Source organism: Pseudomonas sp. JQ170C, from assembly GCF_035581345.1.
Taxonomy (GTDB): domain Bacteria; phylum Pseudomonadota; class Gammaproteobacteria; order Pseudomonadales; family Pseudomonadaceae; genus Aquipseudomonas.
Genome location: NZ_CP141608.1, coordinates 5,766,579 through 5,779,508 on the forward strand (window position 1 = coordinate 5,766,579; position 12,930 = coordinate 5,779,508).

The window sequence follows — 12,930 nt, forward strand, 5'->3', positions numbered from 1 at the left end:
GCTTGCAGATCTAAATCACGAGAGTAGCCGGCCATCCCTGGCCGCACGCAGCAATGTCAAAGCTGCTGCATCATCTTGCGCACGCCCGCCACATGGCGGCGGCTGACAATCAGGGCGTCGCCATTGAGGCCCTTGAGAAACAACTGAAAATGCCCAAGGGGCGTACGCTGCAGGCGCTCGATGCGACTGCGGGCAACCAGGGCATTGCGGTGAATACGTACGAATCGTTCGCCAAACTCGTCTTCCAGCGCCTTGAGCGGCTCATCCAACAGGACTTCGCCACCTTCATGACGCAGGGTCACGTACTTGTGGTCAGCGATGAAATAGATCACCTGGTCCAGGGGAATCAGCTCGATGCCCTTGCGGGTCCGGGCACTGATATGACTGCGCGGACCGCTGCCGCTTTCGGCAGCAGGGCGAGTCAGCGCCGCCAGCTGTACCCGACTCGGGCGCTCGGCCTTTTTCAAGGCTTCGCGCAGGTTGTCCGGCTGCACCGGTTTCAACACATAGCCCAAGGTGCTGTCCTTGAACGAATGCACGGTGAATTCATCGTCACTGGTGCAGAACACCACGGCAGGCGGGGCTTCGCGCTCACATAGGCGAGCGGCGACCTGAAGGCCATCAAGGCCCGGCATGCGGATGTCCAGCAAGACCACCTCGGGCTTGAGGCTGTCAATCAGGGCCAGGGCCTCTTCGCCATTGGTGGCGCTGGGCTCCAGCACGGTATAGCCCTCCAGTTCACCGAGCAGTCGGCTCAAGCGTTCCCGGGCTTGGGGTTCGTCATCAACGATCAGGACATTCATATAGCGCTGGATTCCTGCGTGAGTCTCGCACAAGGATAGCGTAGACAGGTGAGGTGACGACCGTCACGGCGATCCACGCTCAGACTCGCACGATGGCTAAAGATTCACTGGCGCGGCAGGAAACATGCCGGGCCTCTGTCCAACTGTAGACGGTTGCCGGAACGCTGCCGTTCAATCGTTAAATATCCTGTTACCCGCCTCCCCTGTGACATAAACCCGCATTAACCCGTATTTGCCCCGACCGCCGTCCTGCGGTGCGGGTGCCAACCCTGCTATTATCGGCACCACTTTTCCGTTCACGCCTTCAACGAGTGAATCCATGAGCACCGACAAGACCAACCAGTCCTGGGGCGGCCGCTTCTGTGAGCCTGTCGACGCCTTCGTCGCCCGCTTCACCGCCTCCGTCAATTTCGACCAGCGCCTGTACCGCCACGACATCATGGGCTCGATCGCCCACGCCACCATGCTGGCGAAAGTCGGTGTGCTCACTGACGCCGAGCGCGACACCATCATCGATGGCCTGAAAACCATCCAGGGCGAAATCGAGGCCGGCGCCTTCGACTGGCGCGTCGACCTTGAAGACGTGCACATGAACATCGAAGCACGCCTGACCGATCGCATCGGCATCACCGGTAAAAAGCTGCACACCGGTCGCAGCCGCAACGACCAGGTCGCCACCGACATCCGCCTGTGGCTGCGTGACGAGATCGACCTGATCCTGGCCGAAATCACTCGCCTGCAGCAGGGCTTGCTGGAGCAGGCCGAGCGTGAAGCCGACACCATCATGCCCGGCTTCACCCACCTGCAAACCGCTCAACCGGTAACCTTCGGCCACCATCTGCTGGCCTGGTTCGAGATGCTCAGCCGCGACTACGAGCGCCTGGTCGACTGCCGCAAGCGCACCAACCGCATGCCCCTGGGCAGCGCCGCACTGGCGGGCACCACCTACCCGATCGACCGTGAACTGACCTGCCAGCTGCTGGGCTTTGAGGCGGTGGGCGGCAACTCGCTGGACGGCGTTTCCGACCGCGATTTCGCCATCGAATTCTGCGCCGCGGCCAGCGTTGCGATGATGCACCTGTCGCGCTTCTCCGAAGAGCTGGTGCTGTGGACCAGCGCCCAGTTCCAGTTCATCGACCTGCCTGATCGCTTCTGCACCGGCAGCTCGATCATGCCGCAGAAAAAGAACCCGGACGTCCCGGAGCTGGTACGTGGCAAGACCGGCCGTGTGTTCGGCGCCCTGACCGGCCTGCTGACCCTGATGAAAGGCCAGCCCCTGGCCTACAACAAGGACAACCAGGAAGACAAAGAGCCGCTGTTCGACGCTGCCGACACCCTGCGCGACTCGTTGCGCGCCTTTGCCGACATGATCCCGGCGATCAAGCCGCGTCATGCCGTCATGCGCGAAGCGGCGCTGCGTGGTTTCTCCACCGCCACCGACCTTGCCGACTACCTGGTGCGCCGCGGTCTGCCGTTCCGTGATTGCCACGAAATCGTCGGTCACGCGGTCAAGTACGGTGTCGACACCGGCAAGGACCTGGCCGAGATGAGCCTGGACGAACTGCGCCAGTTCAGCGACCAGATCGAGCAGGACGTGTTTGCCGTGCTGACCCTCGAAGGCTCGGTCAACGCACGCAACCATATCGGCGGTACCGCACCTGCCCAGGTACGTGCAGCCGTGGTGCGCGGCCAGGCCCTGCTGGCCAGCCGCTAAGCCCTCATGCCCCAGGCTCGTCGGCGTCCTGCCGCGAGCCTGTTGCATCAGCCGTCAGCGCTTGCCGCTGCGTATCATCTCCAGGAATGCAGGCATCTGCGCTTCCTTGTCTGCCGTGATTTTTTCCACGTTCGGGTTTTGCTTCAGCTGCTTGAGCAACACCTTGGCCTCGGGGAAGTCCGCCAGCAGGTCCATGTCGAACACTTCCCTGCCCACCGCACTGGCCAGATCAAGGCTGAAGCAGAACTTCATGTCGGCAATCGTCAATTCGTTGCCGGCAACGTAGGGCGAGAACTTGCCATTGCGCTTGAGGGTTTCGACACCGGCCAGCAGTTCGGTCTTGGCCTTGTCCTTGATCGCAGGGTCGACCTTGGCGCCGAAGAAGGCCTCGGGATAGCAGGCACGGGCCGGCAGTTCGATATACAGCTCGATGTGCTTGGCCAGCTCACGCACCTTGGCCTGGGCGAACGGGTCTGTCGGCAACAGGGGTTTGCCAGCCTGGGTCTGCTCGATGTACTCAAGGATCAGGTTGGTTTCGCTGAGAAAGCCATGCTCGGTTTCAAGCACCGGCACCTTGCCACGCGGGCTGACTTTCAGCGCTTGAGGGCTCTGGCCGCCAAAAAACAGCACCTCTTCAAACGGGACGCCCTTTTCCAGCAGCGCCAGTTTGACCATGTTGTAGTAGTTGCTGACTGCGAATCCATGAAGCTTGAGCATGAAAACAGCCTCCAGGCCGTAAAGGGGGTTGGCGGGGCAGTTATAGCCCCCGCCAGAGGTACTGACCAGCATCATGGCGTTTGTCGATAGCCAGGCATTGCCGATAACGCCGTGGCAAACTGAGCATCCATCCCGAGGAGTCCGCCCATGAGCGAGCACAACGAAATCGACAACGATGAAGAAGAATTCGCCGAGTCGACCCTGATCCAGGCAATCGAAAACCAGATCGAAAGTGACAACCCGCCTGCGGCCAAGGCCACCTTCAACAAGCTGACCCTGGTCGGCTACGAACGTGACGACATTCTCAACCTCATGGCCCACGTCCTGGCGATCGAAATCGACGCCATGCTGGATGAAGACCGTGCGTTCAATACCGAATGGTACGAAACCGCCCTGCGCGCCCTGCCCGAACTACCGCCGGAAAAGGACTGAAGCAAAAGCGGATTTCCCTGACTACACTGCAAAGCCAGGCACCGGCGACGGTGCTGCCCTCCTTGTCTGGAAGTCGGAGTCTCTATGTCGTTTACCCCCGATCTGATTGCCGAGCTTGAAGTCCTTGCCCTGTTCAACCTGGATAGCAGCCAGGAAGGAATCAAGGTCCATAACACTGCCTCCAAAGAGCTCATCGCTGCAGCCCAGCGCCTGTACGACAAACAACTGACCGACCAGCCCGATGGCGGCTACCTGACCAGCCTGGGGCATGATGCGGCGGAGCACGCGCAGCAATTGCTGACCATCCTGAACGTCGCCCAGCCAGCCTGAAATTCGCAAATCGCGGGGCAAGCCCGCTCCTACCGGTAGGAGCTGGCTTGCCCCGCGATGCGTCTGGCGCTAATAAAATGGCGTCAAAAACCCCGCCACAAAGGCTAAACTCGCCGGTGCTCCCCTGACGGCCAGTTCTAGCGCGCATGAACCACCCCCATGAAATCCGCCCCGACCTCGACGAGGGCATCGATCGCAAAGTGCTCAGCCAACTGCGCACGCGCTTCCTCACGCTCAATCAGGGGCGCCTGGAGCGGGCAAGGGAGGGGTTGTCCAGTCGCCAGCAATTGGTCCTGACGCTTCTGCCGCTGTTCCTCCACGTCAATCACCCGCTACTGCCCGGCTACGTTTCCGGTACGACCCCGGCGGGCGTCTCGGGTTTCGAGCCTGACCCGCAGGTGCTTGCCGAAGCCCAGCGCCTGACTCGCTCCTTCTCCTACAAGGCGCGGCGCGGCAATCCACCCCTGCCGATCCTCGGCCTGTTCCTGATGGGTAGCCTGGGCACCCTGGCCCAGGCCGAGCAGAGCGACATGGACGTGTGGGTCTGCCATGACGCTGCGCTCGATGAAAGCGAGTTGGCCGAACTGCGCAAGAAGTGCCAGCTCCTGGAGGGCTGGGCCGCCAGCCAGGGTGCCGAAGCGCACCTGTTTCTGATCGAGCCACAGAGCTTCGTGCAAGGTGAGCGCGACAGCCAGCTCAGCTCCGACGATTGCGGCACGACCCAACACTACTTGCTCCTCGACGAGTTCTACCGCACCGCCATCTGGCTGGCCGGGCGCACCCCACTGTGGTGGCTGGTCCCGGTGTATGAAGAGACACGCTACCGGGACTACATCGAAACCCTGCTCTCAAAGCGCTTCGTGCGCGCCGATGACGTCCTGGACCTGGGCCACCTGGCGCATATCCCGCCCGGCGAGTTCGTCGGCGCCGGGCTGTGGCAGCTGTTCAAGGGCATCGAGTCCCCCTACAAGTCGGTGCTCAAGCTGCTGCTGATCGAGGTCTATGCCAGCGAGTATCCCCAAGGCCAGTGCCTGAGCCTGCACTTCAAACAGGCGGTGTTTGCCAACCGCCTGGACCTCGATGAACTCGACCCTTACATCATGGTGTACCGGCGTATCGAGCAGTACCTGCTGGGGCGCGGCGAGAAAGAGCGCCTGGAGCTGGTACGACGCAGCCTGTACCTGAAGGTCAACAAAAAGCTCAGCGGCCTTGCGCCGCAGCGCACCCATAGCTGGCAACGCGCCCTGCTGCAGCGCTTGAGCCAGGAGTGGGGATGGGACGAACGCCAGTTGGCCTTGCTCGACAGTCGCAGCCAGTGGAAGGTGCGCCAGGTTGCTACCGAGCGCCAGGCACTGGTCGCCGAACTGAACTACAGCTACCGCTTTCTCTGCCAGTTCGCCCGCACCCGCAATACCACCCACCGCATCGACCCGCGCGACCTCAGCGTGCTGGGCCGGCGCTTGTACGCTGCCTTTGAGCGTCGCGCCGGCAAAATCGAGTTCATCAACCCCGGCGTAGCCCCCGACTTGGCCGAAGACACCCTGACCCTGGTCCAGTCGCCCAATCGCAAAGAGCCCGGGCAGCAGCACTGGGGTTTGTACAACGGCAACCTGGGCGTCCATGAATGGGAGCACTTCACACCGATCAAACGCTGCCATCAGTTACTGGAGCTGCTGACCTGGGCCCACCGCAACGGCGTCATCGACAGCAGCACTCGCCTCGCCCTGCACCCGGGTGTCAGCGACCTGAGTGAGTACGAGCTGTTCAACCTGCTCGGCAGCCTGCAACAGAGCCTGGCCCTGCCACTGCCCGCGGTCAGTGATCAGCGCCTGCTGCAACCCAGTGTGGTCGATGAGATGCTGCTGCTGGTCAACGTCGGCGTCGACCCCCTGCAGCAGCACCGCGACCTGAACATCCTGATGACCACCGAGCGTACCGACTCGCTCAGTTATGCCGGGGTGCGCGAGAACCTGGTGCTGACGCTCGACCAGGTCACGCTCAACAGCTGGAACGAAGTGCAGGTCCAGCGCTACGACGGCGAACATGCGCTGATGCGCTGCCTGCGCGACTACCTCAACAGCCTGGGCAACGCAGCGCATCGGCCTCTGTTGCGGGTGCGCTGCTTCTGCCATAACCGGGCCCAGGCCATCGCCCAGCGAGTTGAAGACGTATTCACCACTGCCCAGGCGCTGCTCGGCCAGGGCCAGAACCACCGATACCTGTTGCAGGTCCAGCAGCACACCCACGTGCTGGAACTGCAGGCCAGTGCCGTCGAGCTGGTAACCCTGGACGACCACAAGGCCCTGCTGGGCTACCTGTGCGAAGAACGTGTCGACTACAGCCCCTTGCACCTGGATGCCAACGCCCTGCAAGAGCTGGAACTGGCGCAGGTGCTGCCCCTGGGTTTGCCCCACTGCATTCAGGTGTTCTATCGGGTTCAGGAGGCCTGGGCAGATCTCTATGTGCTGGATGAGCACAACGCCCTGTGGCAACAGCGCCTGCCGTTTCATCACGAAAGCAGCTTGCTGCTGCCCCTGCAGCGCTTCTTGCAGTCGATCATCTTTCGCCGTGACGCTCGCCTGCCGCTGGAAAACCTGCACAGCCAAGGCTCGCTGGAGGTGCTCTACTACCAGCTGACGCCCGCAGGCCCGGGCAAAGCCCGAACAGCCGAACCCCGCCCGGTACCGAACTTGAGTGTGGAGGCGCGGTTCTATGAAGTGCAGGCCATCGTGCAACCCGGCATCGGCGACGATGTACAGGTCACGCTCTACTGCAACCAGCGGGAGTTTTCAGCGCTCGAACATGGCGACCAGCTCTATGTCATGGTCGCCCGGGAAATCATCGAGCAGCGCCGGGAAACCGAGCGCTATCGGTGCTACATCACCGACCTTGACCTGTCCGGCCTGCTGGCCGATGGGCAAGGTTCGAGCTTGCTCTACCTGCGCTACAAGGGCGAACTGGAGCGTTCGCTCAACGCGGCTCTGGCGCAGGCCTGAGGCTCAGAGGTCGTAGTTGCCAGCGGCTTCTGGCTGGTATTCGACTTCCAGCAATTTGAGCTTGAGGGTCTTGCCACCCGGCGCAGGCCAGTCGATCTGCTCGCCTACCGACAAGCCCAGCAGCGCGCTGCCGATCGGTGCGAGGATGGAGATCTTGCCTTCGTCGGCATTGGCATCCTTGGGGTAGACCAGCGTCAGGTGATAGTCCTTGCCGCTGGCTTCTTCGCGGCAATGAACCCGGGAGTTCATGGTCACGACACCGGCCGGAATTTCCTCGTGACCGACCTGATCGGCGCGGTCCAGCTCGTCCTGCAAGGCGAGCACACCCGGCGACTCCTGCATCTTTTCATCGAGGCTGTCGATCAGACGCTCGAGACGCTGTACGTCCAGTCGGGTGACGATAATGGAAGGCTTGGTGCTCATGATCCAGTCAGACTCCTTTTTTTGAGCGATATAAAGCAAAACCCCGCCCAAGGGCGGGGTTTGCAGGAATTCGGCACTGCCGAAGCAAGATCGACACTACCACAGCCAAGTAAATACACAATAGCTGAAGGGTCTACGCCAATCCGGCCAGTTGGCGGCGGGCCTGGGCCTCCTGGCAGATCTGCCGGCGGCGCTGGTCATCGGCCGAGCGCCACTGGCGAATGTCTTCGACATGGCGATAACAGCCGATGCAGACCTTGTGCTCATCCAGCCGGCACGTACTGATGCAAGGCGACGGCACGGCCGGGCTGACATTGCTGTAAAGGGGCTTGGCCGGCTTCGGCGGGGTGCTCATTTCAGATCTCTTCGAAATCGAGCTTCTCACCCACGCGCTCCCAGACGATGCGCTCGAGCATCTCGCCCAGCAGCTCTTCGGTCTTCTCGCAGGTCCACTTACCGTTCTGTTCGTCGTAGTCGAAGTGGAAACCACCGGACTTGTCGGCCAGCCACAACTGGCGCAGCGGCTCCTGGCGACTGAAGATCAATTGGCTGCCGTTGTCGAACTTGATGGTCAGGACCCCAGCGGAGTTCTCCATGTCCAGATCCAGGTCAGTGTCATCGAACAGGTCTTCCAGTGCCTGTTGGGTCGCATCGACCAGGTCGTGAAAACGCGCTTCGGTCAAACTCATTGCAAGAACCTCAAAAATGTCTGCACACACGCAAGCCGGGGAAGATACGAGTGACGCGCACCGAATGCAAAGGATAACGCCCCGTCCATACCCCCGCAGCCACCCCCCGCCCGACGGCGGGGCGCCTGCATAGGCAAGGCGACAGGTGCTCGGTATACTCGGGCGCAATACTGCTTATTTCAAAGGATTACGCCATGAAGCGCCTGATCTCCACCCTCGCGGCGCTCGTCGCGGTTGCCTGCCTCGTTTCCGCCTGTGGCCAGAAGGGCCCGCTGTACCTGCCAGACGACAGCAAAGACGGCAAGAAATCGCAATCGCACCAGCATCAGTAAGGGTAAACCATGGACGCTTTCAACTACCGCGACGGTGAACTGTTCGCGGAAGGTGTGGCCTTGTCGGCCATTGCCGAACGTTTCGGCACACCTACCTACGTCTACTCGCGCGCCCACATCGAGGCCCAGTACCGTAGCTACACCGACGCCCTGCAGGGTGTTTCGCACCTGGTCTGCTTTGCCGTCAAGGCCAACTCCAACCTCGGCGTGCTGAACCTGCTGGCCCGCCTGGGCGCAGGCTTCGACATCGTTTCCGGCGGCGAGCTGGAGCGAGTCCTGGCCGCTGGCGGGCGTGCCGATCGCGTGGTGTTCTCCGGTGTCGGCAAGACCCGTGAAGACATGCGCCGCGCACTGGAAGTCGGTGTGCACTGCTTCAACGTCGAATCCACCGACGAGCTGGAACGCCTCCAGGTGGTCGCTGCCGAAATGGGCGTGCGTGCGCCGATTTCGCTGCGGGTCAACCCGGACGTCGATGCCGGCACCCACCCGTATATCTCCACCGGCCTGAAAGAAAACAAGTTCGGCATCGCCATCGCCGATGCCGAAGAGGTCTACATTCGCGCGGCCCAGCTGCCGAACCTGGAAGTGGTCGGTGTCGACTGCCATATCGGTTCGCAACTGACCACCCTGGAACCTTTCCTCGACGCCCTCGACCGCCTGCTGGCGCTGATCGACCGCCTCGGCGACTGCGGTATCCACCTGCGTCACCTGGACCTGGGCGGCGGTGTCGGCGTGCGCTACCGCGATGAAGAACCGCCGCTGGCCGGTGAATACATCAAGGCCATTCGCGAGCGCGTTGACGGTCGCGACCTGGCCCTGGTCTTCGAGCCGGGCCGCTACATCGTGGCCAACGCCGGCGTACTGCTGACCCGCGTCGAGTACCTCAAGCACACCGAACACAAAGACTTCGCCATCGTCGATGCGGCCATGAACGACCTGATCCGCCCAGCCCTGTACCAGGCCTGGATGAACGTCACCGCCGTGCAGCCACGCGCTGGCGAAGGTCGCACCTACGATGTGGTCGGGCCGATCTGCGAAACCGGTGACTTCCTGGCCAAGGAGCGCACGCTGAACCTGGCCGAAGGCGACCTGCTGGCTGTTCACTCGGCCGGCGCCTATGGTTTTGTCATGAGCTCGAACTACAACACCCGTGGCCGCTGCGCCGAAATCCTGGTCGATGGTGACCAGGCATTCGAGGTACGCCGCCGGGAAACCGTGGCCGAGTTGTTCGCCGGCGAAAGCCTGTTGCCGGAGTAATCCCATGCTGCTGCGTTTTACCAAAATGCATGGGCTGGGCAATGACTTCATGGTCCTGGACCTGGTCAGCCAACATGCGCACATCCTGCCCAAGCACGCCAAGCAATGGGGCGACCGGCACACCGGCATCGGCTTCGACCAGCTGTTGATTGTCGAAGCGCCGAGCAATCCGGAAGTGGATTTCCGCTACCGGATCTTCAATGCCGACGGCTCCGAGGTCGAGCAGTGCGGCAACGGTGCGCGCTGCTTTGCCCGCTTCGTGCTGGACAAGCGCCTGACCGCGAAAAAGCGCATCCGCGTCGAAACCAAGGGCGGCATCATCGAACTGGACGTGCGCAACGACGGGCAGATCTGCGTCGACATGGGCCCGCCCCGACTGGTGCCGGCCGAGATTCCGTTCGACGCACCGGCCCAGGCCCTGAGCTACCCGCTGGACGTGGCCGGACAGCACGTCGAACTGGCCGCCGTGTCGATGGGCAACCCCCACGCGGTGCTGCGCGTCAACGACATCAACAATGCTCCGGTTCACGAACTGGGGCCCAAGATCGAACACCACCCGCGCTTCCCGCAACGGGTCAATGTCGGCTTCATCCAGGTCATCGACCGCCACCGCGCCCAGTTGCGCGTCTGGGAACGCGGCGCCGGGGAAACCCAGGCCTGCGGTACCGGCGCCTGTGCAGCGGCCGTTGCGGCGATCAGCCAGGGCTGGATGGATTCGCCCCTGCTGATCGACCTGCCTGGTGGACGCCTGTCCATCGAATGGGGCGGTCCCGGCAAGCCGGTGCTGATGACCGGCCCCGCCGTACGCGTGTTTGAAGGACAGGTTCGTCTATGAGTGAGTATCGACCATGACCGATCAGCCCCAGGCTCCCGCCGAACAGCCCACCGACCTTAGCGCCGAGGGCTCGACGCCCACCCTCGGGGCTGAGGCCGTGGTTGCCTACCTGCGCGACAACCCGACATTCTTCGCCGAGCATGATGAGCTGCTCAGCGAACTGCACATCCCCCACCAGCGCGGCGACACCGTCTCGCTGGTGGAGCGCCAGCTCAAGCTGCTGCGCGACCGCAACATCGAGATGCGTCATCGCCTGTCGCAACTGATGGATGTGGCCCGCGACAACGACCGCCTGTTCGACAAGACTCGCCGCCTGATCCTCGACCTGCTTGATGCCGACAGCCTGGAAAGCGTGGTCATGGCCGTCGAAGACAGCCTGCGCCAGGAATTCAAGGTGCCCTTCGTCAGCCTCATTCTGTTCGGCGAAAGTGCCGCCCCGGTCGGCCGCTGGGTCAACAGTGCCGACGCCCAGCAAGCGATCGGCGGGCTGCTGTGCAGCGGCAAGACCGTCAGCGGCAACCTGCGCGAGCATGAGCTGGACTTCCTGTTCGGCGAAGAGCAACGCAAGGAAGTCGGTTCCACCGCCGTCGCCACCCTCAACCACCAGGGCCTGCACGGGGTCTTGGCGATTGGCAGTCGCGACCCGCAACACTACAAGAGCTCGGTCGGCACCCTGTTCCTCAGCTACATCGCCGAGGTACTGGGCCGCGTAGTGCCACGCTTTACCCAGACCCTGCGCCCGGTGCGCTGATGGAACGCCAGCTGCAGGCCTTCAGTGCGCACCTGCGTAATGAGCGCCAGGTGTCCGAACACACCCAGCTGGCCTACCGCCGCGACCTGGAAAACGTCCTGGCGTTTTGTTCCAAAAGTGCCATCGGCAGCTGGAATGACCTGCAGATCCAGCACCTGCGCCAGTTCATCGCCCGCCAGCATCACCAGGGGCAATCCTCGCGCAGCCTGGCACGATTGCTTTCAGCAGTACGCGGCTTCTACCGCTACCTCAACCGCGAGGGCCTGTGCAGCCACGACCCGGCCAACGGCCTGTCGGCGCCCAAGGGTGAGCGGCGCCTGCCCAAGACCCTCGACACCGACCGCGCCCTGCAACTGCTCGAAGGTGGGGTGGAGGACGATTTTCTCGCCCGCCGCGACCAGGCCATGCTCGAACTGTTCTACTCATCGGGCCTGCGCCTGTCAGAGCTGACCAGCCTGAACATCGACCAGCTGGACCTGCCCGCAGGCCTGGTCCAGGTGCACGGCAAAGGCAGCAAGACCCGCGTGCTGCCGGTCGGCCGCAAGGCCCGCGAAGCCCTCGAACAATGGCTGCCCCTGCGCGCCGGCAGTGGCCCGCAGGACGGTGCCGTGTTCGTCAGCCAGCAAGGGCGACGCCTGGGGCCACGCGCCATCCAGATGCGGGTACAGGCCGCCGGTGTCAGGGAGCTGGGCCAGAACCTGCACCCGCACATGCTGCGGCACTCCTTTGCCAGCCACTTGCTTGAGTCGTCTCAGGATTTGCGTGCAGTACAGGAGATGCTCGGCCATGCCGACATCGCCACCACACAGATCTACACTCACCTTGATTTCCAGCATCTGGCCGCCGTCTATGACAGCGCCCACCCTCGGGCCAAACGCAGTAAGGACAGCGATTCATGAGTATCAAGCTGATCACATTCGACCTGGACGATACCTTGTGGGACACCGCACCGGTGATCGTCAGCGCCGAAGCGGTCCTGCGTGACTGGCTGGCCGCCAACGCGCCGGACCTGGGTGCCGTCCCCGTGGAACACCTGTACGCCATTCGTGAGCGCCTGGTGCTGGCCGAGCCTGGCCTCAAGCATCGCATCAGCGCCTTGCGCCGGCGCGTGCTGTTCCACGCCCTGGAGGATGTCGGCTACAGCGAGAACAAGGCCCGGGAACTTGCCAACGAAGGGTTCGAGGTGTTCCTGCACGCCCGTCACCAGATCGACATCTTCCCCGAGGTGCAGCCGGTGCTGGAGATTCTGCGCCACCACTACACCCTGGGCGTGGTCACCAATGGCAATGCCGATGTACGCCGCCTGGGCCTGGCCGACTATTTCAAGTTCGCCCTCTGCGCCGAGGACCTGGGGGTAGGCAAGCCCGACCCGCAACCCTTCCTCGAAGCCTTGCGCCACGGCCAGGTCGAAGCGCATGCCGCCGTGCACATCGGCGACCACCCCGGTGATGATATTGCCGGTGCTCAGCGCGCCGGCCTGCGGGCGATCTGGTTCAATCCCCAGGGCAAGGCGTGGGAGGCCGACAGCCGCCCAGATGCCGAGATCCAGCGCCTGTCGCAACTGCCCGAGCTGCTCAACAGCTGGCGATGACCCCCGGTAGGAGCGGGCTTGCCCCGCGATAGCGATTGACCTGTCACACCGCATCGCGGG

General features: G+C 62.9%; 14 protein-coding genes and 2 pseudogenes. 10 read left to right on the top strand and 6 right to left on the bottom strand.

The annotated features are described in order from the left end of the window. Positions 1–56 precede the first annotated feature (56 nt). Both U9R80_RS26360 and U9R80_RS26365 read right to left on the bottom strand, forming a co-directional pair. A complete protein-coding gene (locus tag U9R80_RS26360; RefSeq protein WP_301838787.1) occupies positions 57–803 on the bottom strand; it encodes a LytR/AlgR family response regulator transcription factor in 747 nt (248 codons plus the stop codon). Beyond that, a pseudogene (locus U9R80_RS26365) lies at positions 800–907 on the bottom strand (sensor histidine kinase); the annotation flags it as partial. The pseudogene U9R80_RS26365 and the gene U9R80_RS26360, both read right to left, overlap by 4 nt. A gap of 215 nt (positions 908–1,122) precedes the next feature. Here U9R80_RS26365 and argH point away from each other — a divergent pair. Further along, on the top strand, positions 1,123–2,517 hold the full coding sequence (gene argH / locus U9R80_RS26370) for an argininosuccinate lyase (RefSeq protein WP_301838788.1): 1,395 nt from the start codon (positions 1,123–1,125) through the stop codon (positions 2,515–2,517). A 54-nt stretch (positions 2,518–2,571) separates the two neighbouring features. On the opposite strand, the gene U9R80_RS26375 is transcribed toward argH, so the two are convergent. Continuing rightward, positions 2,572–3,234 carry a glutathione S-transferase family protein gene (locus U9R80_RS26375; RefSeq protein WP_301838789.1) on the bottom strand — a complete coding sequence of 221 codons (663 nt, stop codon included), beginning with the start codon at positions 3,232–3,234 and terminating at the stop codon, positions 2,572–2,574. A 147-nt stretch (positions 3,235–3,381) separates the two neighbouring features. Here U9R80_RS26375 and U9R80_RS26380 point away from each other — a divergent pair, with 147 nt between their 5' ends. The 3 genes from U9R80_RS26380 (at position 3,382) to U9R80_RS26390 (ending at position 6,992) form a co-directional block, all read left to right on the top strand. Next, positions 3,382–3,666 carry a hypothetical protein gene (locus U9R80_RS26380; protein ID WP_028942405.1) on the top strand — a complete coding sequence of 95 codons (285 nt, stop codon included), beginning with the start codon at positions 3,382–3,384 and terminating at the stop codon, positions 3,664–3,666. 84 nt (positions 3,667–3,750) lie between these two features. Next, entirely contained in the window at positions 3,751–3,996 is a 246-nt protein-coding gene (locus U9R80_RS26385; RefSeq protein WP_301838791.1) for a TIGR02647 family protein, read from the top strand. Between the two features lie 146 nt (positions 3,997–4,142). After that, complete coding sequence (locus U9R80_RS26390) at positions 4,143–6,992, top strand: class I adenylate cyclase (protein WP_301838792.1); 2,850 nt, start codon at positions 4,143–4,145, stop codon at positions 6,990–6,992. 3 nt (positions 6,993–6,995) lie between these two features. Here the strand turns inward: U9R80_RS26390 and rnk are convergent, their stop codons facing one another. The 3 genes from rnk to cyaY form a co-directional block, all read right to left on the bottom strand. Further along, positions 6,996–7,415: a nucleoside diphosphate kinase regulator gene (gene rnk / locus U9R80_RS26395; protein ID WP_301838793.1), complete on the bottom strand. Its 420-nt coding sequence runs from the start codon at positions 7,413–7,415 to the stop codon at positions 6,996–6,998. Between the two features lie 133 nt (positions 7,416–7,548). Then, entirely contained in the window at positions 7,549–7,770 is a 222-nt protein-coding gene (locus U9R80_RS26400; protein ID WP_301838795.1) for a DUF1289 domain-containing protein, read from the bottom strand. Position 7,771: 1 nt separating this feature from the next. Next, the gene (gene cyaY / locus U9R80_RS26405) at positions 7,772–8,104 is read right to left on the bottom strand and encodes an iron donor protein CyaY (protein ID WP_028942410.1); all 333 of its coding nucleotides are present in this window, start codon (positions 8,102–8,104) and stop codon (positions 7,772–7,774) included. Positions 8,105–8,298: 194 nt separating this feature from the next. Here cyaY and lptM point away from each other — a divergent pair. From lptM to U9R80_RS26435, 6 genes and pseudogenes are all read left to right on the top strand, one after another. After that, positions 8,299–8,433, top strand: a pseudogene (lptM, locus tag U9R80_RS26410) (LPS translocon maturation chaperone LptM); the annotation flags it as partial. Positions 8,434–8,445: 12 nt separating this feature from the next. After that, positions 8,446–9,693, top strand: coding sequence for a diaminopimelate decarboxylase (gene lysA, locus U9R80_RS26415; RefSeq protein WP_301838796.1), 1,248 nt, complete (start codon positions 8,446–8,448; stop codon positions 9,691–9,693). A 4-nt stretch (positions 9,694–9,697) separates the two neighbouring features. Further along, positions 9,698–10,528, top strand: a complete 831-nt coding sequence (dapF, locus tag U9R80_RS26420; protein ID WP_301838797.1) for a diaminopimelate epimerase — start codon at positions 9,698–9,700, stop codon at positions 10,526–10,528. A 13-nt stretch (positions 10,529–10,541) separates the two neighbouring features. After that, positions 10,542–11,279, top strand: coding sequence for a DUF484 family protein (locus tag U9R80_RS26425; RefSeq protein WP_301838799.1), 738 nt, complete (start codon positions 10,542–10,544; stop codon positions 11,277–11,279). Beyond that, a complete protein-coding gene (gene xerC, locus U9R80_RS26430) occupies positions 11,279–12,178 on the top strand; it encodes a tyrosine recombinase XerC (protein ID WP_301838801.1) in 900 nt (299 codons plus the stop codon). The genes U9R80_RS26425 and xerC overlap by 1 nt, the downstream gene beginning before the upstream one ends. Then, complete coding sequence (locus tag U9R80_RS26435) at positions 12,175–12,870, top strand: HAD family hydrolase (protein ID WP_028942415.1); 696 nt, start codon at positions 12,175–12,177, stop codon at positions 12,868–12,870. The genes xerC and U9R80_RS26435 overlap by 4 nt, the downstream gene beginning before the upstream one ends. Positions 12,871–12,930: the final 60 nt, after the last annotated feature.

Bases quoted from the DNA above. Each gene is read 5' to 3' on its own strand.
- U9R80_RS26360 (WP_301838787.1), bottom strand. From the start codon at position 803: ATGAATGTCCTGATCGTTGATGACGAACCCCAAGCCCGGGAACGCTTG.
- argH (WP_301838788.1), top strand. From the start codon at position 1,123: ATGAGCACCGACAAGACCAACCAGTCCTGGGGCGGCCGCTTCTGTGAG.
- U9R80_RS26375 (WP_301838789.1), bottom strand. From the start codon at position 3,234: ATGCTCAAGCTTCATGGATTCGCAGTCAGCAACTACTACAACATGGTC.
- U9R80_RS26380 (WP_028942405.1), top strand. From the start codon at position 3,382: ATGAGCGAGCACAACGAAATCGACAACGATGAAGAAGAATTCGCCGAG.
- U9R80_RS26385 (WP_301838791.1), top strand. From the start codon at position 3,751: ATGTCGTTTACCCCCGATCTGATTGCCGAGCTTGAAGTCCTTGCCCTG.
- U9R80_RS26390 (WP_301838792.1), top strand. From the start codon at position 4,143: ATGAACCACCCCCATGAAATCCGCCCCGACCTCGACGAGGGCATCGAT.
- rnk (WP_301838793.1), bottom strand. From the start codon at position 7,415: ATGAGCACCAAGCCTTCCATTATCGTCACCCGACTGGACGTACAGCGT.
- U9R80_RS26400 (WP_301838795.1), bottom strand. From the start codon at position 7,770: ATGAGCACCCCGCCGAAGCCGGCCAAGCCCCTTTACAGCAATGTCAGC.
- cyaY (WP_028942410.1), bottom strand. From the start codon at position 8,104: ATGAGTTTGACCGAAGCGCGTTTTCACGACCTGGTCGATGCGACCCAA.
- lysA (WP_301838796.1), top strand. From the start codon at position 8,446: ATGGACGCTTTCAACTACCGCGACGGTGAACTGTTCGCGGAAGGTGTG.
- dapF (WP_301838797.1), top strand. From the start codon at position 9,698: ATGCTGCTGCGTTTTACCAAAATGCATGGGCTGGGCAATGACTTCATG.
- U9R80_RS26425 (WP_301838799.1), top strand. From the start codon at position 10,542: ATGACCGATCAGCCCCAGGCTCCCGCCGAACAGCCCACCGACCTTAGC.
- xerC (WP_301838801.1), top strand. From the start codon at position 11,279: ATGGAACGCCAGCTGCAGGCCTTCAGTGCGCACCTGCGTAATGAGCGC.
- U9R80_RS26435 (WP_028942415.1), top strand. From the start codon at position 12,175: ATGAGTATCAAGCTGATCACATTCGACCTGGACGATACCTTGTGGGAC.